The following is a 24,223-nucleotide window of genomic DNA, read 5'->3' as shown; positions in this document are numbered from 1 at the left end:
TCAATCCTCGATCAGGGGCTTGGCGACAAGCGTGCCGTAGTTGAAGACTCGCAGATAGAGGAGCGACAGCACCACGCCGATGACGACGAGCACCAGCGCCATGGCGGCACCCAGCCCATATTCGAGATTGCCGGCATAATTCCTGAGCGCGGTGTGATAGGCGGCGAGCGCCCAGACCTCGGTCGAGTTGCCCGGTCCGCCATTGGTGGCAAGCAGGATTTCATTGAAGGAGGCGAGCAGCGACAGCGTCTGATAGCAGGTGACGAAGAGGATCGGCCAGCGCATCTGCGGCAGAATGATGTAGCGGATCTGCTGCCAGCGTGAGGCGCCGTCGACCTCGCTCGCATAGAACTGGCTCTTCGGAATGGCTTTCATCGCCGAGGAGAAGACCAGCATGCCCATCGAGGCGCCGATGAAGCCGTTGATCAGCACAACGAAGATCCAGGCATTATAGGCGTTGTCGAGCAGGTAGTTCTTCGGGGGATAGCCGAACTTGCCCATCAGGATGGAAATGAAGCCGGTATCCCAGGCAAGCCATTTCCACAGCATCACATAGATGACGACGGGGGTGATGCGTGGCAGGAGCCAGATGCCGCGGAAGATTGAGGCTGGCGTCGGCGGCATGTAATGCGTCCAGATCGCCAGTAGCAGCGCATAGCCGACATTGAAAAGCGTCAGCACCAGCGCGACATAGAGCACGGTATTCAAGAGCACGCGCGCCATGTCGGGTGAAGTGACCAGGCGCGAGAAATTGTCGGTCGTCCAGATCCAGCCGGTATAGGTGGCCGTCGCGACGGTTTCCTTCTGTTCCGGGGTCAGCTTGAAACCCAGAGAATCCAGCGCCGAAAAGAGCTGCCCCTTGCTATCGAAGCGAGTGTTGAGGACGGAGCGGTTGAACTGTTCGGAGATCTGCTTGACTTCGCGCGTCGAAGGCCGCTCGGCGAGATCCTTGAGCATGCGCTCGACGTCCCGGCGCGCTGGAAAGACCTCGCCCATATGTTTGGCACGCAATTCCGCCGCGATCCCAGGCGCAAGTCCGAGGCCCTCGACGGCCTTGAGGCCAGCTTCGTCGACCGTGTAACGCGGTTCGGCCATCTCGGCGGCGATGTCGGGCAGCGCCGATTTCAGCGCGATCAGGGAATTGGGCGCGATCTGGTAGACACCGCCTGATATGCCGGTCGCCGTCGTCATGCTGGTCATCGAGAAGACTGCCGTCAGAACGACCGGCATCAGGAAGAACAGGACGATCATGATCGCCGCAGGCGCGATCATCACCAGTCCGAGCGTTCTGGACGATTTCATGGAAGCCCCTCATCGCGAACCGACCGGGCGGCGGGTGCCGCCGCCCCGAGCTTCGATCTTAGCGGATGACGATCTTGTCGCCGAGCGTGCTCTTCAGCTCGCTCTCGGCATCACCAATGGCGGCGTCGACGGTCTTGGCGCCGGTCCAGGATGCTTCGAGGTTCTTCCACATGATGTTCCAATATTTGCCGAAATCGGAATTGTTCGGCATGGCATTGGCATGCGGCAGCAGGCGCTCGGTGGCTTCGCGGGTCCAGCGGTCGGCCGAGTAGAAATCGACTTGCGATTCCGCCTCGGAAATGCCGAGATGGGCCGATTTGACCGCATGCAGCGCGTTGATGCGCGGCTCGGAGGCGATCGTGATCAGCTGGGCGGCGATATCGGTGTCTTCCTTGTCGTGACCCGCTGTCAGCAGGTAGACGAGCGGGTGAGTCAGCGTGTTGGCCTTTCCGCCTTCGCCGGCCGGGATCAGCGTGAAGATCACGTTGCCGAAGAAATCCTTGAGACCTTCCTGGTTGACAAGGCGGGCATAGTGCCAGGTGCCGCCGTCCCAGATGCCGGCCTTGCCGGTGGCGACTTCCTTCCACCACTGGTCGCCCGGCATGCCGATGTGGTTCTTCTTGGTGACGCCTGATTTAACGGCATCGGCGAAGAACTGGTAGGTGCGGGTCATTGCCGCCTTGTCGAAAACGAGCTTGCCGCCTTCTTCCATCGTGCCGCCGAAGCTGGTGTAGAACTGCCAGTAGTCGGGCCCGTTGCTGGCGCGCGGATAGAAACCGTAGCCGGCCTGGACCAGGCCTTTGTCCTGCATCTTCTTGGCGTCTTCGAGCAGGTTCTTCATGGTGTACTTGCCGGCCTGGACGCTCTGCGGCAACGCATCCAGATCGGCGTCGCTGTAGCCGATCGCCTTCATGTAAGGCTTCCAGAAGAACATCGGCCGAGACTCGGCATCCTGCGGAATGCCGTAGACGGTGCCGTTGTAGGAGGCTATCTGCAGCAGATTTTCATAGATGCCGTTGAGCGGCCAGGAGTCGAGATCGACGTAATCCTCGATCGGAACGATAAGGCCGGCCTGCGACCAGGGCGCGATGTCTTCATGGCCGCTGACGACGATGTTCGGCGCGGTCTTGGCTTCCGCGGCAAGGGTCAGCGCCTGCTTGAAGTCCTCCCAGGCGGAGTAGGATTTCTTGTCGACGGTGATCTTCAGGTCTTCGCCCTTGAGGGCGGCCTGGCGCTGCAACTGCTGGGCCGCGATCTCGATGGCGTCGAGGCGATAGACGTCGTTCGGGCCGGTACCGCCGGCCCAGACGCTGATGGTAACGTCCTTGGCAAAGGCGAAAGCGGAGGTCGAGGCCAGAATGGTGGCCGCGATCGTGAGGGATTTCAAGCTCGGCAGAATAGTCATCTTCTTCGTCTCCCTAGAAGAGCAGTGTGAAGCCTCTTGACGGGTCAGCACTGCTGATGATGGCCGCTCCGAAACCCCACGAAAACGTGACAATGTCCGCTTTATGGACTGAACGTAACGGCCGAATGACAAAATTGAGCACGTGTGCAAATTTATTATGACGATGTCCGGACGACTTGCAAGCGGTGGTTTTCGACGGGCGTCTTTTACGCTTCAAATTGCGCTTTTCCTGCGTTAACTTCCCGCCATGAGCCTCGAATCCGTCCGCGCCTTTCTCAGCGTCCACGCACCCGATATCGAAATCATCGAAACCGCCGAGAACTCCTCGACGGTGGCGCTTGCCGCCGAAGCCCACGGTGTCGAGCCGGCCCAGATCGCCAAGACGATCTGCCTGCGCGTCGGCGAGCAGATGATGCTGGTCGTTGCCGGCGGCACGGCAAGGCTCGACAATCGCAAGTTCAAGGACACCTTCGGAGCCAAGGGGCGCATGCTCGACGCCGAAGAGGTGGTGGCGGTCACCAGCCATCCGGTCGGCGGCGTCTGCCCTTTCGGCCTGCCCTCGCCGCTGCCCATTTATTGCGATATCTCGCTGAAACGTTTCGAGGAAGTCGTGCCGGCGGCCGGCTCGACGAATTCGGCCGTGCGCATCGAAACCGGACGGCTGGCCGAGCTGACCGGCGCCAGCTGGGTCGATGTCTGCCAGTAAAACTGGCCGAAGAACTTCACACCGGGGAAAGACTACCTATATTACCTCTCGACATGCCGTCATTGTGCATGACAGGAGATCAGGAATGCCGAGTGCCGTTTCGCGTTTTGCCAAGATCGCGGCAATTGCCGCACTGACGAGCGCTACCGTTTTTGCTTCCCTCGACGATGCCGAGGCGCGCCGCGCCGGTAGCGGCGGTTTCGGAAGTCGCGGCACGCGCACCTTCCAGGCTCCGCCCGTCACCAGCACCGCGCCCGGGACTGCGGCACCGATCGAAAGATCGATGACGCCGCGTCCACCGACCACGGCACCGGCGACCGCGCAGCAACCTTTCGGCACCCAGCGCCCTGGTCTCTTCGGCGGCTTCGGCCGTTCGATGATCGGCGGCCTGATTGCCGGCGGCCTTCTCGGCATGCTGCTCGGTCACGGTTTCGGCGGCGGCTTCGGTTTTCTCGGCATGCTGCTGCAGATCGCGCTGATCGGCGGCGCCGTCATGCTCGCCATGCGTTATTTCGCCAATCGCCGCCAGCCTTCCTACGGCGTCGGCGGCCAGAGCCGATCCTCGCCACAGTCCTATGGCCAGCAATCCTATAGCATGTCGCCTGCCGGCAATTCGTCCTTCCACATCCCGGCGATCGGTTCGGGCGCCGGTTCAGCTTCGTCTTCGCGCGGCAACCGCCCGAGCGACGAGATCGGACTGGCGCAGGCCGATCTCGATCAGTTCGAGGAACTGTTGACCAGCGTTCAGACCGCCTATGGCGCTGAAGATTACGGCACGTTGCGGCGCCTGACGACGCCCGAGGCCATGTCCTATCTTGCCGAGGAACTCGGCGAAAACGCCACCAACGGCGTGCGCAACCGCGTTTCCGACGTCAAGCTGCTGCAGGGAGACATTGCCGAAGCCTGGCGCGAGGACGGGCAGGAATTTGCCACGCTCGCCATGCGCTACTCCTCGATCGACGCCATGATCGAACGCGACAGCGGCCGTGTTGTTTCCGGCGACGACCGCCGCCCGAGCGAAAGCGCCGAGGTCTGGACCTTCGTGCGCAAGCCGGGCGCCGACTGGAAGCTCGCCGCGATCCAGGGCACGGAGCAACGCGCCGCGTGATGCGGCGCGCAAAGCCGATACTCTCTTTAATTCACTGCGACCGGTTTGGAACGCATGCGGGAAACCGTCTCGCGTTCCGCCCGCTTGCAGCGCATCGGCGGCAGGCCGCGATCCATCAGGTCCATGTCTTCGAGCACCATCTCGCCCATCTTCTTGAAGGCGCTGTCGAGTGCGCCGGCGCGATGCGCCGAGCGGATGAAGCCCTTCAGGCTCCGCACCGGATGATCGGCCGGCAACGGCTCTTCAGGGTAGACGTCGCTCGCCGCGACGATATGGCCTGACGAGACGGCCGCCATCAGCGCATCGAAATCGACGACATCGGCGCGGCTGAGCAGGATGAAGGCGGCGCCCTTGCGCATGCTGGCGAAGGCCTCGGCGCCGAGAAATCCCCTGTTCTCGCTGGTGACGGCGGCGACGACGAAGATGAAATCGCTCTTCGTCATAACGTCCTCCAGGCTTGCCGGCTCGACGCCGTTTTCCTCAAGGATCGATTGCGGCAGCCAGGGATCGAACACCCGGATGCGGGCTCTGAAGCCGGACAGCACTCGTCGCAGCACCTTGCCGAGATCGCCGAAGCCGACAATGCCGATCTCGGAGCCGGCGAGCAGCCGCGCACTCGAATTGCCCTCCCCGCCCCAGAGTTCGCTGCCCTGGCGGAAGGCGACATCCGCATCGACGATGCCGCGCGCCAAGGCCAGCGCGAAACCGAGACCGATTTCGGCGACCGGCTCGGCAAAGACCTGGCCTGTGGTCACGACATGGATGCCGCGCTCGAACAGCACCTCATAGGGCATGTTGTTGAGAAGATTGCTTTCGACATTGAGGATCGAGCGCAGGGCCGGCATCCGTCCCAGCGTTTCCGCCGAAAGCGGCGGCTGGCCGATGATGTAGCGCGCCTTGCCGAGGATCTCGTCGCCGAGGGCCGCGATATACTCGGGGTCGGCCTCGATGATCTCGTATTTTGCATGCAGTTCGGCGCGCGCCTTGTTACTGAAGATCAGGTCGAGCGTGCGCGGCTCGGGGGCGCTGATCGCCAGCGGCCGTTCGGTGTTCGTCATGGGCATCTCCTCCACCGCGGCGGCTTGCGCCATCTCCGCCGGACGATTGATAGCCGCTGTGCGCGATCGTTTCCAGTTCGCGGAAAAGAACTTTAGAAAACGAGGGCGCTCGGCGCCGAGAGACGCTATCGAAAGCGGCATCTGCCTATCAGATAAGCAATTGAATCGGCTTGGTATTTCGCGGCATTTTCGTTGACGGCGGGAATTCTTTGAACTAGCGTGATGCACGCGACTTGGAACCATGCCTGTGTTCGGCGGCCGCAGGATATTCGAAAACTCACGAGGGAATGAGCAATGAAATCAGCACTCAAGAGCGGTCTGCTTGCCTTGGCTGCCGCAGCGCTTCCAGCCGCCGCCTACGCCCATCCCGCCATCGGCGAAGCCGCCGGCTTCAGCCATGGCTTTGTCCATCCGATCTCTGGCCTCGATCATGTCCTCGCCATGGTGATGGTCGGTGTTTTCGCATTTCAGCTGGGCGGCCGCGCCACCTGGCTCGTGCCGACGACCTTCGTCTTGGTGATGGCACTTGGTGGTGTCCTCGGCGCTACCGGCGTCAATATTCCCTTCGTTGAAACCGGCATCGCGCTTTCCGTCGTCGTCCTCGGCGCCATCGTCGCGCTCAATGTCAAGGCGCCGCTCGCCGCAACACTCGGTATCATCGGCCTCTTCGCCATCTTCCACGGTCATGCACATGGTGCCGAAATGCCGGAAAATGCCGCCGGTGCTGCCTATGCTGCCGGCTTCATGATCGCGACCGCACTGCTGCATGCCGCCGGCCTCACGCTTGGTTACCTCATCGGCCGCGCCGGTGAACGTCAGGGGCTTTTTGTGACGCGTACGGCAGGCGGCATTGCCGCCATATCGGGCGTCGGTATCCTGGCCGGCTTGATCTGAGCCTGGCATTTCTGAACAAATACGAGGCGGCGTCCTAGACATCTCAATCCGACAGAACGCCCGGCATGCCTAGCGCATCGCCGGGCGTTTCTGCGTCATCGCTGCAAAGGGCTCCGGATTTGACCCAAGTCAAATTCAGCGGCGTTGCGCCCGGCTATAGATAGCCAACGATCAACGACGGGACACCCAAATTGACGCAGGCCTCCCTTGCCGATTGCCGGCGAGACGCGAAAGTTAGTATATTAATTTCAGAAATTTCTGAAATCACAGACGCAACGGAAATGATCATGAACCTTCCGCCTCTCGTCCAGTCCTTTGTTCTCCATTTCGGCGAAATGGGATCCCGCTGGGGAATCAACCGCACAGTCGGCCAGATCTACGCCCTGCTCTTCGTTTCTCCGGCGCCGCTCTGCGCCGAGGAGATTGCCGAGTCGCTCGGTATCTCGCGCTCCAATGTGTCGATGAGCCTGCGCGAACTGCAAGCCTGGAACCTCGTTCTTCTCAAACACAGGCCGGATGATCGCCGCGATTTCTTCACGACGCCAGATGATGTCTGGCACATATTGAGGACGCTTGCCGAGGAGAGAAAGAAGCGGGAAGTCGATCCGACGCTGTCCGTTCTGCGCGAAATCCTGATGCAGCGGCCGGCGAGCGACGCCGAGCGCCATGCGCAGCAGCGGATGAGCGAGATGCACACGCTGATCGAGCAGCTGACGCATTGGTATGACGACGTAAAACAACTTGAAACGGAAAGGCTCGCAACGCTACTCTCGCTGGGTGCGAAAGTGACCAAGCTTCTGGAGGCCAAGGACCGGGTCGTTTCGCTCGGCCGCAGCCGCCGGCCAAATCCTGCGAACAAGAGTTAGCGCCATGGGCACTGCTTTCTTCGACGCGAAGGACAGACAAGAGGCCGAGCCGATGCCGGAGGGCGATCCTGTCTCGCCTGTCACAGGTCCCAATGGTGCGAAAGGCGGGCTGCGCAGAGCGGCAATGCTGCAGGCGCTGGGCGCCGCCATCTGGATCCCGCAGGCCGGGTTGCTGGCCGTCTCGGTCGGCCGCATCGCCGATGGCGGCGGATGGCATGACGCTCTATGGCTAGCCCTCGGCATCCTTGTCCTCGGGTTTGCAAGAAGCTGTCTCGACGCGGCCGGCGGCCGCCTGGCCTTTCATGCCGCGCGCGGCGAGCTCAGCCGCAGGCGGAAGATCGCCGCCGCGGCACTTTCCATGTCGTCGCCGATCGATCGCAGCCGGCCGGCCTCCGGCAAAGCCGCAAGTGTGCTTGGCGAACAGGCCGAACTCATCGTGCCTTACCTCGCCCGTTTTCAGCCGGCGCGCATGAAGGCGAGCCTCGTGCCGCTCATCATCCTTGCCTTCATCCTTCCGGTCTCCTGGATCGCCGCGCTGGTTTTGCTGTTCGCCGCGCCGCTGATCCCGATCTTCATGGCGTTGATCGGCTGGCGTGCCCAGGCGGCCAGCGAAAGACAGCTGGTTGCGACCGGCGGCCTCAACGGCTTCCTGCTCGATCGGCTGCGTGGACTGGCGACGATCCGCGCGCTCGACGCGGTGGATGCAACCGCCCTGCGGCTGCGTTCGGAAGCGGAATCGCTGCGAGTGCGCACCATGGCGGTTCTGAAGATCGCCTTTCTGTCCTCGGCCGTGCTTGAGCTTTTCGCAGCCCTCGGCGTGGCGATGATAGCCGTCTACGTCGGCTTCAGCCTGCTCGGCGAAATCCGCTTCGGCACTTGGTCAGGCCGGCTCGACCTGACGGAGGGATTGTTCATCCTGCTGCTGGCGCCGGCCTTCTTCGAACCGTTGCGTGAACTTTCGGCCGTCTGGCACGATCGGGCGGCGGGCGAAGCGGCGCTGAAAGCCATGGACGCCATCGCTGCCGACGGCCTGTCCATCCAAGGAGCAGTCGAAGTCGCGCCGGCGGTACCTGCCGTCGCCAAAACGCCTGATATCCACCTTGAAAATCTCGCCTTTCGCTACGCCGCCGACGAACCGTTGGTGCTCGACGATTTCAACCTCGATATCGTAGCCGGCGAACATCTGGCGCTTCTCGGCGCCAGCGGTTCCGGTAAATCGACGCTTCTTTCGTTGATTTCAGGACTGGCGCCCTGCACCGATGGCCGGATCGTCATCGGTGGCATCGAGCTTGCGGACGATACCGCCGCCGTCCTGCGCGGCAGCATGGCGTGGATCGGCCAGAGACCGCATATTTTTGCCGGTACCATCGCTAGCAATATCGCGCTCGGCAGGCCCGGCATGCTGCGCGGCGATCTGACGGATGCGCTCGATGCCGCGAGACTGCGAAAGGTTGCCGAGGCCTATGGCAGCCGGCCGCTCGGCGAGGGCGGAATCGGACTTTCCGGCGGCGAGGCGCTGCGGCTGGCGATCGCGCGGGCCGCCTGCAATCCGCATCTTAGGATCATCCTTGCCGACGAGCCGACTGCGCATCTCGACGCCGCCACCGCCGCCGAGGTGACCGAGAGCCTGCTTTCGCTCGCCAGGGACCGTATCTTGATCGTTGCGACCCACGATCCGCTGCTTGCCGCCCGCATGCATCGCATCATGCGCATCGACACTGACCTCGTCATGAGGGAGGCCGCCGAATGAGCACATTTGCTACAAACCTCAAGCCGATCCTGCGACTCTTCTTTGCCGAACGCCGGCGTGCGCTGCTGCTGGGCGCAGCACTTTCGGCGGCGACGGTGACGGCCGGCATCGCCCTGCTCGGCCTGTCCGGCTGGTTCATCACCGCCACCTCGCTCGCCGGTCTTTCCGTCGCCGCCATCACCTTCGACGTCTTTGCGCCGTCGGCCGGCATCCGCCTGCTCGCCATCGTCCGGACGGCCGCGCGCTACGGCGAGAGGCTTGCGACGCATGATGCAACGCTCGGCGTGCTCGCCGCCCTGCGCGAAAGGCTGTTTCGCGGCTTTGCCGAACCGAGTGCGGCTCGCACCCTGCTCTATCGTCCCGCAAGGCTGCTCTTCCGGCTGACGGCCGATATCGATGCACTCGATTCCCTCTATTTGCGCATTCTCGTGCCGGCTGCGGTGGCGATCGGCGCAGCGCTGGCAGCAAGCCTCGCACTGGGGCTGATGCATCCCGTGTTCGGTCTGTGTTTCGGCCTTTTTCTCGCCGGCGCCGGGCTCGGCCTGCCTCTGATCGCCGGCCTGGCGGCGCGCAAACATGCCCGCAGGCGCGCCCATGGTATCGAGGGTTTGCGGTCGCGGACGATCGATCTCGTCGCCGGCCAGACCGATCTCCTGATGGCTGGTCGGCTTGCCGCGCAGAGACATGCGATCATGGCAGCCGACAGCTATGCCGCCCACGCCGACGACCGGCTGAACCGTGTCGAAACCGGCCTGACATTCGGCTTCGGCCTCGTTTCGACGCTGCTGTTGACGGCATCGCTGCTTGCCGTCGCAGCGCTTGCGGAAGCCAAGGTGATTACCGCTCCCGTCGCCGCGCTCGGCCTGCTCGTCGCCTTTGCCGCGGTCGAACCCTTTGCAGCACTACGCCGCGGCGCCCTGGAACTCGGCAGAACGCTGCTCGCGGCAGCGCGGATCGCGCCGCGGTTTGCCGCCGCGACAGAACCCGAACCATTGGCAGCGCCTTTGCCGGGATATGCTTTCTCACTGGCTGATGTGTCAGCCTTCCATGAAAACTCCGCCGCGCCGGCGCTTGAGGGTATCGAACTCACGCTTCAACAGGGCGAACGTCTCGCCGTCATCGGCAGCAGCGGCGCCGGCAAGTCGAGCCTGCTTGCTCTCCTTTCCGGCGAGTTGCCGGCCCGGACGGGAAGTGTTGCCGTGACAACGGCGACCCTGCTGACGCAACGGACGGAACTCTTCGAGGACAGCCTGCGCGGCAACCTCTGTCTTGCGAACCCGGATGCCAGCGAGGGCCGTCTTCTTGAGGTGCTCGCCGCCGCCGGCCTGCTTGCCGATATCGAGGCCATGCCGCGGGGGATCGATACGCCGCTCGGCGAAGGCGGGATCGGTCTTTCCGGCGGCCAGTCGCGCCGGCTGGCGCTTGCCCGGCTCTTCCTGCGCGACACGCCGCTCTGGCTGCTCGATGAACCGACAGAGGGTCTCGACGGCGCCACCGCCCGTGACGTGATCGGCCGGCTGTCGAGCATGGCGGCAGGCCGGTCGCTGGTGATCGCCACGCATATCCGTCGCGAGGCTGATATCGCCGACCGCATCGCCGTCATCGAAGGCGGCCGCATCTCAGAGATTTCGCGCCGCGGAGAGGCGGCGTTCGAAAAGGCGCTTAACCGGCTTCGGCCGGATTGAGCAAACATGCCCTCACGCGCCGGCCGGCGCGGAGGAACGCTTTGTATCCCGTGGGACCGTGGGAGAAAGATAATGGAACTAGATATCGTCGCGCTATCGCGCTTCCAATTCGCGCTGACGGCGCTTTACCACTTCCTGTTTGTGCCCTTGACGCTCGGCCTGTCCGTGCTCCTGGCGATCATGGAAACCGTCTATGTCATGACCGGTCGCCAGATCTGGCGGCAGATGACGAAATTCTGGGGCACGCTGTTCGGCATCAACTTCGTAATCGGCGTCGCTACCGGCATCGTCATGGAATTCCAGTTCGGCATGAACTGGAGCTATTACAGCTATTATGTCGGCGACATCTTCGGGGCGCCGCTGGCGATCGAAGGCCTCATGGCCTTCTTCCTCGAGGCGACCTTCGTCGGGCTGTTCTTCTTCGGCTGGGACAAGCTGTCGAAGGTCGGGCATCTCGTTGCCACCTGGGCGGTGGCGCTCGGCTCGAATTTTTCGGCACTCTGGATCCTCATCGCCAATGGCTGGATGCAGAACCCGGTGGGATCGGCGCTCAACCCGCAGACGATGCGTATGGAGATCACCAGCTTTTTCGACGTGGTCTTCAATCCGGTGGCCCAGGCGAAATTCGTCCACACGGTGTCGGCGGGTTACGTCTGCGCCTCGATCTTCGTGCTCGGCGTCTCGGCCTGGTATGTGTTGAAGGGCCGGCATATCGAGCTTGCCAAGCGCTCGATGACGGTGGCCGCCTCCTTCGGCCTCGCCTCGGCACTTTCCGTCGTCGTGCTCGGCGATGAGAGCGGGTATCTCGCCACCGAAAACCAGAAGATGAAGCTCGCCGCGATCGAGGGTATGTGGAAGACGGAGCCCGCTCCGGCAGCCTTCACCGCCTTCGGGTTCCCCGATCAGGAGGCGCGCGAGACGCATTTTGCCGTGCATATTCCCTGGGTCATGGGCCTGATCGGCACACGGTCGCTGACGACCGAGATCCCCGGCATCGACAAGCTCGAACAGCAAGCCGAAACCCGCATCCGCGACGGCATCAAGGCTTACGACGCGCTGATGCAGATCCGTTCGGCACCGGCACAGGATCAGGTTGCGCAGGAAGTGCGCAGCTCCTTCGAGGATCTCGGCCATGATCTCGGTTATGCCCTTCTTCTGAAGCGCTACGTCGACGATCCTCGCCAGGCGACCGACGAGCAGATCGTCCAGGCCGCGCGTGATACGATCCCGCACGTGCCGACGCTGTTCTGGTCGTTCCGCATCATGGTCGGCCTCGGGATCTTCTTCATCCTGCTGACCGCCACCTTCTTCTGGCTGTCGGCGCGCCGCCATCTCGACAAATATCCGCTGCTTCTGAAGATTGCCGTGCTGGCGATCCCCCTGCCCTGGGTCGCCATCGAACTCGGCTGGGTCGTCGCCGAGTTCGGCCGCCAGCCCTGGGTGATCGAAGGCGTTCTGCCGACGGCTGCCGCCGTCTCCAGTCTCGGCGCCAGCACGGTGCTTCTGACCATCATCGGTTTTGGCGCACTTTATACGGTGCTGATCGTCATCGAGATGAGCCTGATGATCAAGGCGATTCGCCAAGGACCGGAGCCGGACGACGAGCCGGAAGCCGTTCTGATTTCCGAAACCCTCGTCCCGGCCGCGGAGTGACTGTCATGATCCTTCACGAACTCATCGATTATGAAAGCCTGCGTCTCATCTGGTGGCTGCTGCTCGGCGTATTGCTGATCGCCTTTGCAACGACGGGCGGCTTCGACCTCGGCGTCGGCACGCTTCTGCCTTTCGTCGCCAGGACCGACACGGAACGGCGCGTGGCGATCAATACCATCGGCGCCACCTGGGAGGGCAACCAGGTCTGGCTGATCCTCGGCGGCGGCGCCATTTTCGCAGCCTGGCCGCCGCTCTATGCGGTTTCCTTCTCGGGCTTTTACCTGGCGATGTTTGCGATCCTCTTCGCGCTCATCCTGCGCCCGGTCGGTTTTAAATACCGGTCGAAGCGGGAAAGCGCCACTTGGCGGAGCGGCTGGGACTGGGCGCTCTTCATCGGCGGTTTCGTGCCGTCGCTGATCTTCGGCGTTGCCGTCGGCAATGTGCTGCAGGGCGTGCCCTTCCGCTTTGCCGACGATATGCGGATCTTCTACGAAGGTTCGTTCTTCGCCCTGCTCAACCCCTATGCGCTGCTCTGCGGCCTGCTTTCCCTAGCCATGTTGACGATGCATGGAGCGGCATGGCTGGTGTTGAAGGCAAGCGGCCCGGTGGCCGAACGTGCCAGACGCTATGGCAGCATCGCCGCTCTTGCCGTCATCGTGCTTTTCGCACTCGGCGGCCTCGTCCTGTGGATCGGTGTCGGCGGCTATCGCATCACCAGCGATATCAGCCCGATCGGTCCCTCCAACCCGCTGCTGAAGACCGTGGCGCTGGAGAAAGGCGCGTGGCTGACCAACTACGCTGCCCATGCGTGGATGATCATCGCGCCCGTGCTCGGCTTCGTCGGCGCGGCACTGGCCTTCATTGCCATGCGGGCAAAACGCGAGGTGATGACGCTGCTGTTCAGCAAGGTGGCGATCCTTGGCATCATCTCCACGGTCGGCCTGTCGATGTTCCCGTTCATCCTGCCCTCCTCACTCGATCCGCGATCGAGCCTGACGGTCTGGGATGCATCCTCCAGCCACATGACGCTGTTCATCATGCTGGTGGTGACGGTGATCTTCCTGCCGATCATCTTCGCCTACACGGTCTGGGTCTACAAGGTTCTGTGGGGCAAGGTCGATGAGAAGTCCATCACCGACAAAAATAGCCACGCTTACTAGAGCGGCTCAGTAGAACCGCTCTAACCTTTTGTTTTTACGCAATTCCCGGCAAAAGCGCTTCACGCTTTGCCTGGAATTGCTCTGAAGGAGACGAAACGATGTGGTATTTTGCATGGATGCTCGGCCTGCCGCTGGCCGCCGCCTTCGCCGTCCTCAACGCCATGTGGTATGAGCTGATGGACGATGCCGCCCGGAAGAGGGCTTCCGAGTCACGCAAGTAGAATGGAAAGGGCGCGACGTGAACCGCGCCCTTTCCTATTGGTCAGCCTTCCAGCCACTTCACCTGATCGGGCGTCAGCTTGATGTCGAGCGCCGAGAGACTGTCTTCCAGCTCGGCGACGGTGCGCGGCCCGATCAGCGGAATGACCGGGAAAGGCTGGGCGATCACATAGGCGAGCGCGATATGGATCGGATTGCGGCCGAGCTTGTTGGCCAGCTCGATGGCGCGGTCGCGGCGTCCGAAGTTGCGCTCGGAATACCAGACCCGCACGATCTCCTCATCGTCTCGCTTGTCGCGGCCGGCACGGTCGGTGAAGAAGCCGCGGCCCTGGCTCGACCAGGCAAAGTTCGGGATCTGCTTCTCGTTCAGCCACTTCTTCCAGTCGTCGTCGGAAGCGGCGACGCAACCGGCCCAGATCGGATCGAGCATTTCGGCGAGCGAGAAGTTGTTGGAGAGTGCTGCCGGCGCCGCCTTGCCGGTCTTTTCGGCATAAGCGATCGCCTCGTCGAAACGCGCCCTTGTCCAGTTCGAGCCACCGAAGATGCCGCGAATGCGGCCACGCTTGACCTCGGCATCCATGGCATCGACGAACTCGCTGACGGGCACGTCGGTGTTGTCGCGATGCATGAAATAGATGTCGACATAATCGGTCTTCAGCCGGGAAAGCGACTGGTCGAGCTGCTTTGCGATCATATCGGGATAGCAGAGCGGCGAATGCGCACCCTTGCCGATCAGCACGATCTCTTCGCGCGGCACCTTTCGGCTCGTGTGCCAGTCGCCGAAGATCGCTTCCGTCTTGCCGCCGCCATAGACATAGGCCGTGTCGAAGGCATTGCCGCCGGCTTCGTAGAAGGCGTCGAGCGTCAGCGAGGCAGAGGCGAAGTTCGGGAAGAACTCGAAGCCGAGCGTGACGACCGAGGCCGGCTTGGAAATGCCGGGGATCTGACGCTGCGGAATGCTGTTGCCACGCGCGACCGTGCCGCCTGATATGTTTGTCGTGCGCTTGCTGGCTTTCTCAACGCCGTATTCCAGACCGACCGAGGCACGCCATTGGTCGAGCACGCGCAGGTTTCCGATCGAATCCGCCCAGCTCATGCCGGGAGAGCTGAATTCCGTCTTACCGGCGCGGATGGCGTCACCCGCCGCATCGGCCTCGAAGGAGTAAAGCCAGCGGTCTTCCCTGAGCTCGACGGTTTCCCGGCTGCCGCCCTTGAAGATCTCGATCTTGCCGACGCCGCCCTTGTGGCCGGAGGCGAACCAGAAGTCCTGGACCTCGATCCGGCCTTCCGAGCCGATGATGCGCAGCACATTGTCCTGATTCGCCATGATCGAGCAGGAGACTTCGGCGATGATCTCGTTCGGGAACTTCAGCACGGCAGAGGCCCATTCATCGACGCCGCTCTCTCCGAGATGGGCGACGCCCGAGACCTTCTCGGGTTCGAGGAAGGCCTTGCCCTGCGCCGCGCCGGCAATCAGCCGGGCCATCGAAACCGGATAACCGCCAACATCGAGAATGCCGCCGCCGGCGGTATCATTGGCGAAAAGCCGGTGTTCCGGCCTATAGCTGCCCATGTTGAAGCCGAAGCTCGAACGGATGATGCGGACGGTGCCGATGACGCCGCTTTTGACGAGCTCGACCAGCTTCTCCGTCTGCGGATGCACGCGGTACATGAAGGCCTCGCCGGCAAAGACGCCGGCCTTTTTCGCCTCGTAGTAAACGGCTTCGGCATCATAGGCCGACAGCGCGATCGGCTTTTCCACCAGGATGTGCTTGCCGGCGCGGGCGGCCTTGATCGCCCATTCGGCATGGCCGGTATGGGGCACGGAGATATAGACGGCATCAACCTCAGGGTCGGAAAGCAGCGCCTCGTAGCCATTGACGATGCGGGCGCCGGGGAAATTTTCGGCAAGGCCGGGTTTTGCAGGATTGCGGGTGGCGATCGCCACCAGCTTTCCCGTGCGAGAATGGGCGACGCCGTCGGCAAAGGTGCGGGCGATGGTGCCGGGGCCGATGATGCCCCAGCGGATCGGTTGATCTGAACTCATGGAAAATCCTCTTTCGTCTTTCGGTCTTGGGATAGGTTAGCGAAGCCGCCTGCCGGCGCCGTCGAAAAGGAATGTGCGGTTGGCGGGAAGGCCGACCGTCAGCGTCTCGCGATTGCCGGCGACGCGGGATTCCGGCCGCTCGATGATCAGTTGCTCGGGGCCGATGGTGGCGTAGATGTAGCTGGTATTGCCGAGGTGTTCGGCGACGTCGATGGTGACGGTGAGGTCGGCATCGCCCATGCCCGCATCGACGAAATGTTCGGGACGAATGCCGAGCGTCACCTTCGCGCCGGCTTCGATCGGATCGGCGACGGGCAGCGACAGCCGTGTATTGGTATCACTTTCCAGCGCGATCACCGCCCTGCCCGGCTGCGTCTCGATCACCACGGCCTTCAGAAAATTCATCTTTGGCGAGCCGACGAAACCGGCGACGAACTGGTTGGCGGGGTCGTCGTAAAGGTCGAGCGGCGCGCCGATCTGCTCGATATTGCCGGCGCGCAACACGACGATCCTGTCGGCGAGCGTCATCGCCTCAGTCTGGTCGTGGGTGACATAAATCATCGTCGTGCCGAGCTGCTTGTGCAGCCGGGAGATTTCGACGCGCATCTGCACGCGCAGTTCCGCATCGAGGTTCGACAAGGGTTCGTCGAACAGGAAGACCTGGGGTTCGCGGACGATGGCGCGGCCGATGGCGACGCGCTGGCGCTGACCGCCGGAAAGCTGCTTCGGCCGCCGCTTCATCAACTCGGTGATCTGCAGGATCTCGGCGACATGGCGCACGCGCCGTTCAGTGTCGGCTTTCGGATTGCCGTTCATGCGCAGCCCGAAGCTCAGATTTTCCTCGACGGTCAGGTGCGGATAGAGCGCATAGGACTGGAACACCATGGCGATGCCGCGATCGGCCGGCTCGACATCATTGACGACCCTGCCGCCGATCTGAAGCTCGCCCGAGGTGATGTCCTCGAGGCCGGCGATCATCCTGAGCAGCGTGGACTTGCCGCAGCCGGAGGGGCCGACGAAGACGACGAATTCGCCGTCCTTCACCTCCAGATTGGCGCCGTGGATGATCTCAAAGCCGCCGAAGCGCTTGACGATGTTGCTGAGTGAAAGCTCTGCCATGCGGCCTCCCTATTGTTCGATTATTTGATTGCGCCGGCCGCGATGCCGGCGATGAAATGGCGCTGGAGAGCCACGAAGACGACGAGGATCGGCGCCGTCAGCAGCACCGCGCCGGCCATGATGCCGCCCCAAGAGACCTTGGTGAGGCCGATCAGCGTTCCCAATGCCACCGGCGCCGTCATCATTCCCGGTTTGGAATTGATCAGAAGCGGCCAGAGGTAGTTGTTCCACGAGGCCAGGAACAGGATGATCGCCAGTGCGGCCATGGTCGGACGCGCCAGCGGCAGCGCGATGCGCAGGAAGATCTGCCATTCCTTGACGCCTTCGACCCGGGCCGCATCAAAGAGTTCGCCCGGCATCATCGAGAAGGATTGCCGCATGAACAGCACGCCGAGTGAATTGAACAACGGTGGCACGATCAGCGCCACCCAGGTGTTTGCCAGCTTGAATTCGCGTGCCACCATGATGAATTGCGGGATGACGACCACCGAAAACGGCAGCGTGATCGTGCCGAGGATGATGGCGATGACGATGGAGCGGCCGACGAAACGGTAACGCGCCAGCGCCCAGCCCGCCATCGAGGTCAGCAGTACCGACAGGACGGTATAGATGAGCGCGACGCCGACGGAGATCACCATGGCGCCGATGAAATCGGTATCGGCCTGCAGGTTCTTGAAATTCTCGACGAAATTGGTCGATGGCCAGAGCACGATATCAGGGCTGAAGATGCCGTTGTCGGGCATGGTCGAGAAGACGAACATCATCCAGAGCGGAAACAGCCAGATTACCGCAAGCGGCGCCAGTGCGGCATGCAACGCGATCTGGCGCAGCAGAAGGGATTGCGATTTGGACTTCATTTCGGATCCCTCCCGACCCAGAGATTGAGAAGCGAGATCGCCACGGCAAGGGCAGCCATCGTATAGGCGATCGCCGAGGCATAGCCGAAGTTCAGCGAAGTGAAGCCCTGGCGGTAGAGCAGCAGGCCGAGGGTCTCGGTGCCGCCGCCGGGACCGCCGCGATTGGTGATCAGGAAGGGCTCGGTGAAGAGCTGCATGGTGCCGATCACCGAAAGAACCACGCAGAAGAGGATGATCGGCTTCAGAAGTGGCAGGGTGATATGAAAGAATTGCTGGATCTTGCTCACCCGGTCGAGAGTCGCCGCCTCGTAGACATCGTCGGGAATCGACTGCAGCCCGGCGAGAATGATGATGGCGTTGTAGCCCGCCCAGCGCCATGTGACGGCGAGGATGATCAGCGCCATGGCGGCATTCGCGTTGTCGAACCAGGAGACCGGGCTGAGACCGACGGCGGAAATCAGCTTGTTGATGATCCCGAAATCGAGGCTGAACATCAGCCGGAAGACGGCAGCATAGGCGACCTCGCCGACGACGACAGGCGCAAAGAAGGCGAAGCGGAAAAGCGGCCGCGCTTTCAGCAGCGGCGAATTGAGCATTACGGCCATGACCGTCGCAAGCGCGATCATCACCGGCACCTGAATCAGCAGGATGATCAGCGTGTTGTAAAGAGCATTGTAGAAGGCCGGGTCGTAGAAGAGCCGGCCCCAATTGGCCTGGAAACTGTATTTCCACGGGTTGATGCGGGTGTTCTGAAAGGAAATCAGGAACGAATTGATGATTGGCCAGACCCAGAAGGTGGCAAAGACCAGCAGATAGGGGGCAAGGAACGCATAGGCGCTCCGGGTTCTGAACGGCATCAAGCCTCCTCCTCACGAACGAATGACCGGCCGCTTTGCAAGCCGGGGGAAAGCCGGGCGCCTGAAGCGCCCGGCATCGTCATTCATTGCGCGATCGGAAGGCCGGTCGCTGAAGCGATCTGCTTGGCGGCATCGTCGAGAGCGGCCTTCGCATCGGGATAGCCGCCGGCAAAGAACTTCGCCTGCGTCGCCTTGAAGATGGCTTCGGCATCACTTTGGAAGGCGGTACCGCGGCTCGGCACGATCTTCGGCAGTGTCGCCAGGATATCAGCCCAGACCTTCTGGCCGCCCCAATAGGGTTGCGGCTCATTGACGAAGGGATCCTTCTCGGCCGAAAGCAGCGACGGAACCAGACCGAACTCCTTCAGCATGGTGATCTGACCCTCATCCGTGCCGAGAGCGTAGTTGACGAATTTCCAGGCGGCTTCCTTATTCGCGGACGTCGCCGAAATGGCGAGCGACGAACCGCCGAGATTGGCCGCATGCGGGCCATCAGCCGTCAGGCTCGGCATTCTGTAGACGCCCCACTTGCCCTTGAGATCGGGAGAGGTCGAGCGCACGGTGCCCTCATACCAACCGCCATACAACTGGCTTGCGGCCTTGCCGGCGGTATTGGCCTGGATCTTTTCGTCCCAGTTGGCCGCCGTCAGCGTGCCGGCGTCCTTCATTTCCTTCACTTTTTGCAGCGAAGCGACGCAGGCCGGCTGGTTGATGGTGATGTTCTGGCCGTCGGTCGAGTAATAGCCGCAGCCCTGTTCATTGGCGATCATGCGGAACCATTCGCTGTCGCCATTGAAGTCTGCCTGCGCCATGACCACGCCGGGATTGGCGGCGGAAATCTTCTTGCCGGCGGCAATGAAATCGTCCCAGGTGCTGATGGTGCTCGGATCGACGCCGGCCTTTTCGTAGAGGTCGCGGCGGTAGAAGACGGCGACAGGGCCGGAATCCCACGGCATGGCGTAAGCGACATCGCCGACCTCGAGCTCAGTGCGCTTGAAGTCAGGGAATTTTGCCTGGATCTCGGGCGTATAGCCGAGCTCTCTCAGATTGGCAAAACAATCCGGGAATCGGCTCCAGAAGATTTCAGCCTCGAAATTCTCGATGCTGACGATGTCAGGCAAGCCGTCGCCGCCGGCGGCGCAGGCAGCGAGCGTCTTGTCGAAGACCTGGCTGTTGCCGAGGTCCTCAACGGTGATTTTGATATCGGGAAACTGCTTGTTGAAGCCTGGAAGCGTGGACTTCAATGCCGATGCGGCGACATTCCAGCTCCAGATGGTGAGATTGGCCGACTGCGCGAATGCGGAGCCGGAAGCAAGCAATGCAACAGCTGCGGTCGCAGCGAGAAGTTTGAAGCGCATTGAAAATCCTCCCTTTTCAATTGCCGATCTTTCACGAACGCGGTTAGACTATCTGTAAGGGAGCGGGTGTCTCCTAAAAAGGGAACATGAATTTGGCGGAAAGTAAGGTCGGCACACGTGCAATCTACCAGCCCGGCGCGAGCAGCATCGAGGGTTTGCCGACCGCGCTGCAGATGTTTCATGCCCATCCGCCTGTTATGGCGATGCCGCACTGGCATGCGCAGGTCGAGGTCAACTACGTGATGCGCGGAACCGTTCACTACCGGATGAGCGACCACGAATTCCGGCTGAACGCCGGCGAAATGTGCCTGTTTTGGGGTGGTCAGCCGCATCAGATGGACGAATCTTCGGATGATTCGCTCTATGCCGGCGCCCATCTGCCGCTCGTCTATTTCTTCCGGCTGCGCTTGCCGATCAGCGTTTCCAGCCGACTGATGAAGGGCGAGACGCTGCTGACTTCGGCAACGGATGCCGCCGACAGCGAGAACTTCACCCGCTGGTTCCGCTATGCCAACTCAGGCGATCCCGCCAAGGCCCAGCACGCCGTCGACGAGCTGCTGCTGCGCATCGAGCGGATCGCGCTCGAACCCTATTCGATGACGTCGCAGGCGGCCATCAATCTCGACGGCGATCACCCCTATCCGCATTCCTCGCGCAGCGTCGCGCGCATGTGCGATTTCATCGCCGCCAATTTCCTGCAGGACATCGATTCGGTCGATATCGCCCGCGCCGCCGATCTGCATCCGAAATATGCGATGAACCTGTTCAAGCGATCGACTGGCATGACGCTCAGCAAATACGTGACGCTGCTGCGGCTGTCGCGCGCTCAGGCGATGCTGATGAGCGAGGGCGCCAACGTGCTGCAGGTGGCGATGGACAGCGGCTTCGGCTCGATCAGCGCCTTCAACAAATCCTTCCGCCACATCGCCGGCATGTCGCCGTCGGACTTCCGCCGTGACATCCGGCTGGTGACGACGGTCCCGGCCGGCGCTTTCCGGAACTAACTCAGGGCAGCCGCAATTCGGCGTTCTGTGCGTTCTGCCTGGGCCCTTGTTTTCCGCTGGGCAAAAAAGAACCAGCGCCTAAGCTGGCGGCAGAATACGCACATTTTCTGTGCAAGTGCATGCACTATTGCATTTTCTGGGGAATTGGCGCCATCGACCTCTCAATAAAATCAACGGTTTATAATTTGGCACGCACTTTGCTTCGATAGTTGCAGAGTTGGTGGCTAGGGTTCCGGCGTCGCAAGGCGTGGCTGGTCCGAGAGCTACCACCGGCAGGGGAGACATCCCGCCGGGTGCACGGCGGGACAAAAGCCCGGGAGACCTCGTAAGCCAAGGGATTGGCGGCACGATGGTCATTGCCGATCCCTTTTGAAGAAAAGCAAAAGGGGAATTTCAATGCAGACTTTTTCGAAGATCCTATCGATCACCGCCCTGACGGCGTCCCTGGCGCTCGGGCTCGGCTCCATCGCCAAGGCCGAACAGAAGGCCGATTTCAAGGTCGCCTGGTCGATCTATGTCGGCTGGATGCCCTGGGGTTATGCTGCTGATCACGGCATCGTCAAGAAATGGGCCGACAAATACGGCATCAAGATCGAGGTCACCCAGTTCAACGACTATGTCGAATCGATGAACCAATATACCGCAGGCGCCTTCGACGCCGTGACGTTGACCAATATGGACGGCCTGTCGATCCCGGCCGCCGGCGGCGTTGATACGACAGCGGTCATCGTCGGCGATTTCTCGAACGGCAATGATGCCGTTATCCTCAAGGACAAGGCAAGCCTTGCCGACATCAAGGGACAGAACGTCAATCTCGTCGAATTTTCCGTTTCGCACTATCTGCTGGCCCGCGCGCTCGAAAGCATCAAGCTGACCGAGCGCGACGTCAAGGTGGTCAACACCTCCGATGCCGACATGGTCGCCGCCTATAAGACGGCTGACGTGACCGCAGTTGTCACCTGGAACCCGCTGGTCTCGACCATCCTCGAGGATCCCACCGCCAAGAAGGTGTTCGACAGCTCGCAGGTGCCGGGCGAGATCATCGACCTGATGGTCGCCAATTCAGGCGTGCTGAAGGACAATCCAAATTTCGGCAAGGCACTCGCCGGCATCTGGTATGAAACCGCTGCACTGCTGACTGCCGACAGTGCCGACGGCAAGGCTGCGCGCGAAGCGATGGGCCAGGCATCGGGCACCGATCTCAAGGGTTTCGAATCCCAGCTTGCCGCCACCAAGCTGTTTGCCAAGCCGGCCGATGCCGTTGCCTTCACTGCCTCAGGCAGCCTGCCGAAGACAATGGATCTTGTCCGCAACTTCCTGTTCGAAAAAGGCTTGCTCGGCAATGGCGCGCCATCGGCCGACGTCATCGGCATCGAAATGCCGGATGGCAAGATCCTCGGCGACAGTGGCAACGTCAAGTTGCGCTTCACCGACACTTACATGAAGGCGGCGGCCGACGGTTCGCTCTGAGCGATGTCCAAGCAGCGGTGCGGTCTTGACCGCGCCGCCCAATCTTCATCAGCGGAGCTTTCCTCATGCGCTGGATCAACACGAGGCCGAGCCGGGGCGCGCAGCTTGCCTTGACGCTGCTGCCCTTCGTGCTGCTGATCGTTGCCTACACGATGGGCTCGGCGGCACGGCTGGCGGAAAACGCCAATGACAAGCTGTTGCCCGGTCTTGCCGGGTTTGCCGATGCGATCGATCGCCTGGCCTTCGTCGCCGATCCGCGCACCGGCGAATATCTGCTCTGGTCCGATACGGGGGCGAGCCTGATCCGCCTGCTTGCAGGTCTCGGCATCTCCACGATCACCGCGCTCGTCATCGGCATGCTGATCGGCATGCTGCCATATCTCCGGGCGCTGCTCTCCCCCTTCGTCGCCGTCATCTCGATGGTGCCGCCGCTGGCGCTGCTGCCGATCCTGTTCATTGCCATGGGGCTCGGCGAAGCCTCGAAGATCGCGCTCATTGTCATCGGCGTTGCGCCGACGATGATCCGCGACCTTGCGCTGAAGGCGCTGGAGCTGCCGCGTGAGCAGATCGTCAAAGCTGAAACGCTCGGCGGCTCCTCCTGGCAGATCGGCCTCCGTGTCGTGCTGCCGCAGATCCTGCCCCGGCTGATCACCTGCCTCCGGCTTCAGCTCGGCCCCGCCTGGCTGTTCCTGATTGCGGCCGAGGCGATCTCGTCGGATTCCGGCCTCGGTTACCGCATCTTCCTCGTGCGCCGCTACCTCTCGATGGACGTCATCTTTCCCTATGTCGTCTGGATCACGCTGCTCGCCGTGGTCATGAATTACATTCTCGATCGCATCCGCATTGCCGTCTTCCCCTGGTCGGAACTGGAGAAGCAGGCATGAGCGAGTTGGTGATCGAAAAGGTCTGGAAGGAATACGGCGACCAGATCGTCCTGGAAGATGTGTCGCTGACTGTCGCCTCGCGCGCCTTCGTCGCCCTCGTCGGTCCCTCCGGCTGCGGCAAGTCGACGTTCCTGCGCATGCTGCTCGGCCAGGAACGGCCAACGCGCGGCACGATCCTGCTGGACGGCGAAGCTCTGCCGCAGGAGCCAGGTCCGGATCGGGGCGTCGTCTTCCAGCGCTATTCGGTTTTCCCGCATCTGACTGTGCTCGGCAATGTGCTGCTGGGGCGGGAACTCTCGGGGTCTCGCTATAAGGCCAAGCTTTTCGGCGCTGCCCGTCGCAACGCCATTGACGAAGCCCGGCGGCTGATCGGTGAAGTCGGCCTTTCCGGCGCCGAGGACAAATATCCGGCGCAACTGTCAGGCGGCATGCAGCAGCGCCTGGCGCTGGCGCAGGCGCTGATCATGAAACCGAAGGTGTTGCTGCTCGATGAGCCCTTCGGCGCGCTCGACCCCGGCATCCGCGCCGAGATCCACACCTTGATGAAGCGGCTCTGGCACGAAACGCAGATGACCGTCGTCATGGTAACGCACGACATGCGCGAGGCCTTCACGCTGGCGACGCGCGTCGTCGCCTTCGAGCGTCGGCGTGACCGCCCGGAGGAAAAGGAGCGCTACGGCGCGACGATCACCAAGGACATTTCGATCTGGCCGCCCAGGCTTGCCGGCGCGCCCTCCGTCTTCAGCCCCGACCGGGACGGCCCGGTCATTTCTCTGGGCCCTCGCCGGGACGACCCGGCTTCCAGTCCGTCAGGAGAATAA

General features: G+C 62.2%; 22 protein-coding genes and 1 riboswitch. Of the genes, 14 read left to right on the top strand and 8 right to left on the bottom strand.

The features are described from left to right. Together FHX10_RS09325 and FHX10_RS09320 are read right to left on the bottom strand one after the other, a co-directional pair. Positions 1-1,302, bottom strand: a complete 1,302-nt coding sequence (locus FHX10_RS09325; RefSeq protein ID WP_097544032.1) for a carbohydrate ABC transporter permease — start codon at positions 1,300-1,302, stop codon at positions 1-3. A gap of 58 nt (positions 1,303-1,360) precedes the next feature. Continuing rightward, positions 1,361-2,707: an extracellular solute-binding protein gene (locus tag FHX10_RS09320; protein ID WP_132573513.1), complete on the bottom strand. Its 1,347-nt coding sequence runs from the start codon at positions 2,705-2,707 to the stop codon at positions 1,361-1,363. Between the two features lie 247 nt (positions 2,708-2,954). Between FHX10_RS09320 and FHX10_RS09315 the strand changes: the two genes are divergently transcribed. Together FHX10_RS09315 and FHX10_RS09310 are read left to right on the top strand one after the other, a co-directional pair. Then, positions 2,955-3,413, top strand: coding sequence for a YbaK/EbsC family protein (locus FHX10_RS09315; protein WP_097544034.1), 459 nt, complete (start codon positions 2,955-2,957; stop codon positions 3,411-3,413). Positions 3,414-3,498: 85 nt separating this feature from the next. Continuing rightward, positions 3,499-4,521 (top strand): Tim44 domain-containing protein, encoded by a 1,023-nt coding sequence (locus FHX10_RS09310; RefSeq protein ID WP_184389269.1) that lies wholly within the window; start codon positions 3,499-3,501, stop codon positions 4,519-4,521. A gap of 26 nt (positions 4,522-4,547) precedes the next feature. Here FHX10_RS09310 and FHX10_RS09305 read toward each other — a convergent pair whose 3' ends face one another. Beyond that, positions 4,548-5,579, bottom strand: coding sequence for a hydroxyacid dehydrogenase (locus FHX10_RS09305; RefSeq protein ID WP_184389266.1), 1,032 nt, complete (start codon positions 5,577-5,579; stop codon positions 4,548-4,550). Between FHX10_RS09305 and FHX10_RS09300 the strand changes: the two genes are divergently transcribed. The 8 genes from FHX10_RS09300 (at position 5,578) to cydX (ending at position 13,808) form a co-directional block, all read left to right on the top strand. Further along, a complete protein-coding gene (locus FHX10_RS09300; RefSeq protein ID WP_132573517.1) occupies positions 5,578-5,775 on the top strand; it encodes a hypothetical protein in 198 nt (65 codons plus the stop codon). The genes FHX10_RS09305 and FHX10_RS09300 overlap by 2 nt on opposite strands. A 98-nt stretch (positions 5,776-5,873) precedes the next feature. Further along, complete coding sequence (locus FHX10_RS09295) at positions 5,874-6,473, top strand: HupE/UreJ family protein (RefSeq protein ID WP_132573519.1); 600 nt, start codon at positions 5,874-5,876, stop codon at positions 6,471-6,473. A gap of 287 nt (positions 6,474-6,760) precedes the next feature. Then, complete coding sequence (locus tag FHX10_RS09290) at positions 6,761-7,339, top strand: GbsR/MarR family transcriptional regulator (protein WP_047613087.1); 579 nt, start codon at positions 6,761-6,763, stop codon at positions 7,337-7,339. Between the two features lie 4 nt (positions 7,340-7,343). Beyond that, positions 7,344-9,089: a thiol reductant ABC exporter subunit CydD gene (gene cydD, locus FHX10_RS09285; protein ID WP_097544036.1), complete on the top strand. Its 1,746-nt coding sequence runs from the start codon at positions 7,344-7,346 to the stop codon at positions 9,087-9,089. After that, a complete protein-coding gene (locus FHX10_RS09280; protein WP_132573521.1) occupies positions 9,086-10,774 on the top strand; it encodes an amino acid ABC transporter ATP-binding/permease protein in 1,689 nt (562 codons plus the stop codon). The genes cydD and FHX10_RS09280 overlap by 4 nt, the downstream gene beginning before the upstream one ends. Positions 10,775-10,846: 72 nt before the next feature. Beyond that, positions 10,847-12,427, top strand: a complete 1,581-nt coding sequence (locus FHX10_RS09275; RefSeq protein ID WP_047613082.1) for a cytochrome ubiquinol oxidase subunit I — start codon at positions 10,847-10,849, stop codon at positions 12,425-12,427. A gap of 5 nt (positions 12,428-12,432) precedes the next feature. Further along, entirely contained in the window at positions 12,433-13,587 is a 1,155-nt protein-coding gene (gene cydB / locus FHX10_RS09270; protein WP_132573523.1) for a cytochrome d ubiquinol oxidase subunit II, read from the top strand. 98 nt (positions 13,588-13,685) lie between these two features. Beyond that, on the top strand, positions 13,686-13,808 hold the full coding sequence (gene cydX, locus FHX10_RS09265; protein ID WP_047613080.1) for a cytochrome bd-I oxidase subunit CydX: 123 nt from the start codon (positions 13,686-13,688) through the stop codon (positions 13,806-13,808). Positions 13,809-13,849: 41 nt separating this feature from the next. On the opposite strand, the gene FHX10_RS09260 is transcribed toward cydX, so the two are convergent. From FHX10_RS09260 to FHX10_RS09240, 5 genes are all read right to left on the bottom strand, one after another. Next, positions 13,850-15,853 carry an aldo/keto reductase gene (locus tag FHX10_RS09260; RefSeq protein ID WP_132573525.1) on the bottom strand — a complete coding sequence of 668 codons (2,004 nt, stop codon included), beginning with the start codon at positions 15,851-15,853 and terminating at the stop codon, positions 13,850-13,852. 36 nt (positions 15,854-15,889) lie between these two features. Beyond that, positions 15,890-16,972: an ABC transporter ATP-binding protein gene (locus FHX10_RS09255; protein ID WP_047613076.1), complete on the bottom strand. Its 1,083-nt coding sequence runs from the start codon at positions 16,970-16,972 to the stop codon at positions 15,890-15,892. Positions 16,973-16,992: 20 nt separating this feature from the next. Continuing rightward, positions 16,993-17,829 (bottom strand): carbohydrate ABC transporter permease, encoded by an 837-nt coding sequence (locus FHX10_RS09250; RefSeq protein ID WP_028757497.1) that lies wholly within the window; start codon positions 17,827-17,829, stop codon positions 16,993-16,995. Then, the gene (locus FHX10_RS09245) at positions 17,826-18,686 is read right to left on the bottom strand and encodes a carbohydrate ABC transporter permease (protein ID WP_028757496.1); all 861 of its coding nucleotides are present in this window, start codon (positions 18,684-18,686) and stop codon (positions 17,826-17,828) included. The genes FHX10_RS09250 and FHX10_RS09245 overlap by 4 nt, the downstream gene beginning before the upstream one ends. Before the next feature lie 83 nt (positions 18,687-18,769). Further along, a complete protein-coding gene (locus FHX10_RS09240; protein WP_028757495.1) occupies positions 18,770-20,044 on the bottom strand; it encodes an extracellular solute-binding protein in 1,275 nt (424 codons plus the stop codon). Positions 20,045-20,130: 86 nt separating this feature from the next. Between FHX10_RS09240 and FHX10_RS09235 the strand changes: the two genes are divergently transcribed. From FHX10_RS09235 to FHX10_RS09220, 4 genes are all read left to right on the top strand, one after another. Then, positions 20,131-21,048, top strand: coding sequence for a helix-turn-helix domain-containing protein (locus FHX10_RS09235; protein ID WP_028757494.1), 918 nt, complete (start codon positions 20,131-20,133; stop codon positions 21,046-21,048). Positions 21,049-21,261: 213 nt separating this feature from the next. Beyond that, positions 21,262-21,370, top strand: a riboswitch (guanidine-I (ykkC/yxkD leader). Between the two features lie 74 nt (positions 21,371-21,444). Beyond that, on the top strand, positions 21,445-22,518 hold the full coding sequence (locus FHX10_RS09230; protein WP_028757493.1) for a putative urea ABC transporter substrate-binding protein: 1,074 nt from the start codon (positions 21,445-21,447) through the stop codon (positions 22,516-22,518). A gap of 65 nt (positions 22,519-22,583) precedes the next feature. Continuing rightward, on the top strand, positions 22,584-23,402 hold the full coding sequence (locus FHX10_RS09225; protein WP_097544042.1) for an ABC transporter permease: 819 nt from the start codon (positions 22,584-22,586) through the stop codon (positions 23,400-23,402). Beyond that, the gene (locus FHX10_RS09220) at positions 23,399-24,223 is read left to right on the top strand and encodes an ABC transporter ATP-binding protein (RefSeq protein ID WP_097594811.1); all 825 of its coding nucleotides are present in this window, start codon (positions 23,399-23,401) and stop codon (positions 24,221-24,223) included. The genes FHX10_RS09225 and FHX10_RS09220 overlap by 4 nt, the downstream gene beginning before the upstream one ends.

The sequence above is a fragment of the Rhizobium sp. BK591 genome (genome assembly GCF_014195045.1).
Lineage (GTDB): Bacteria > Pseudomonadota > Alphaproteobacteria > Rhizobiales > Rhizobiaceae > Rhizobium > Rhizobium anhuiense.
The sequence above is the reverse complement of the archived record's forward strand: the minus strand, read 5'-3'. Positions and strand labels throughout refer to the sequence as shown.

Excerpts from the sequence above, each read along its gene's own strand:
- FHX10_RS09325 (WP_097544032.1), bottom strand. The coding sequence starts at position 1,302 with ATGAAATCGTCCAGAACGCTCGGACTGGTGATGATCGCGCCTGCGGCG.
- FHX10_RS09320 (WP_132573513.1), bottom strand. The coding sequence starts at position 2,707 with ATGACTATTCTGCCGAGCTTGAAATCCCTCACGATCGCGGCCACCATT.
- FHX10_RS09315 (WP_097544034.1), top strand. The coding sequence starts at position 2,955 with ATGAGCCTCGAATCCGTCCGCGCCTTTCTCAGCGTCCACGCACCCGAT.
- FHX10_RS09310 (WP_184389269.1), top strand. The coding sequence starts at position 3,499 with ATGCCGAGTGCCGTTTCGCGTTTTGCCAAGATCGCGGCAATTGCCGCA.
- FHX10_RS09300 (WP_132573517.1), top strand. The coding sequence starts at position 5,578 with ATGGGCATCTCCTCCACCGCGGCGGCTTGCGCCATCTCCGCCGGACGA.
- FHX10_RS09305 (WP_184389266.1), bottom strand. The coding sequence starts at position 5,579 with ATGACGAACACCGAACGGCCGCTGGCGATCAGCGCCCCCGAGCCGCGC.
- FHX10_RS09295 (WP_132573519.1), top strand. The coding sequence starts at position 5,874 with ATGAAATCAGCACTCAAGAGCGGTCTGCTTGCCTTGGCTGCCGCAGCG.
- FHX10_RS09290 (WP_047613087.1), top strand. The coding sequence starts at position 6,761 with ATGAACCTTCCGCCTCTCGTCCAGTCCTTTGTTCTCCATTTCGGCGAA.
- cydD (WP_097544036.1), top strand. The coding sequence starts at position 7,344 with ATGGGCACTGCTTTCTTCGACGCGAAGGACAGACAAGAGGCCGAGCCG.
- FHX10_RS09280 (WP_132573521.1), top strand. The coding sequence starts at position 9,086 with ATGAGCACATTTGCTACAAACCTCAAGCCGATCCTGCGACTCTTCTTT.
- FHX10_RS09275 (WP_047613082.1), top strand. The coding sequence starts at position 10,847 with ATGGAACTAGATATCGTCGCGCTATCGCGCTTCCAATTCGCGCTGACG.
- cydB (WP_132573523.1), top strand. The coding sequence starts at position 12,433 with ATGATCCTTCACGAACTCATCGATTATGAAAGCCTGCGTCTCATCTGG.
- cydX (WP_047613080.1), top strand. The coding sequence starts at position 13,686 with ATGTGGTATTTTGCATGGATGCTCGGCCTGCCGCTGGCCGCCGCCTTC.
- FHX10_RS09260 (WP_132573525.1), bottom strand. The coding sequence starts at position 15,853 with ATGAGTTCAGATCAACCGATCCGCTGGGGCATCATCGGCCCCGGCACC.
- FHX10_RS09255 (WP_047613076.1), bottom strand. The coding sequence starts at position 16,972 with ATGGCAGAGCTTTCACTCAGCAACATCGTCAAGCGCTTCGGCGGCTTT.
- FHX10_RS09250 (WP_028757497.1), bottom strand. The coding sequence starts at position 17,829 with ATGAAGTCCAAATCGCAATCCCTTCTGCTGCGCCAGATCGCGTTGCAT.
- FHX10_RS09245 (WP_028757496.1), bottom strand. The coding sequence starts at position 18,686 with ATGCCGTTCAGAACCCGGAGCGCCTATGCGTTCCTTGCCCCCTATCTG.
- FHX10_RS09240 (WP_028757495.1), bottom strand. The coding sequence starts at position 20,044 with ATGCGCTTCAAACTTCTCGCTGCGACCGCAGCTGTTGCATTGCTTGCT.
- FHX10_RS09235 (WP_028757494.1), top strand. The coding sequence starts at position 20,131 with ATGAATTTGGCGGAAAGTAAGGTCGGCACACGTGCAATCTACCAGCCC.
- FHX10_RS09230 (WP_028757493.1), top strand. The coding sequence starts at position 21,445 with ATGCAGACTTTTTCGAAGATCCTATCGATCACCGCCCTGACGGCGTCC.
- FHX10_RS09225 (WP_097544042.1), top strand. The coding sequence starts at position 22,584 with ATGCGCTGGATCAACACGAGGCCGAGCCGGGGCGCGCAGCTTGCCTTG.
- FHX10_RS09220 (WP_097594811.1), top strand. The coding sequence starts at position 23,399 with ATGAGCGAGTTGGTGATCGAAAAGGTCTGGAAGGAATACGGCGACCAG.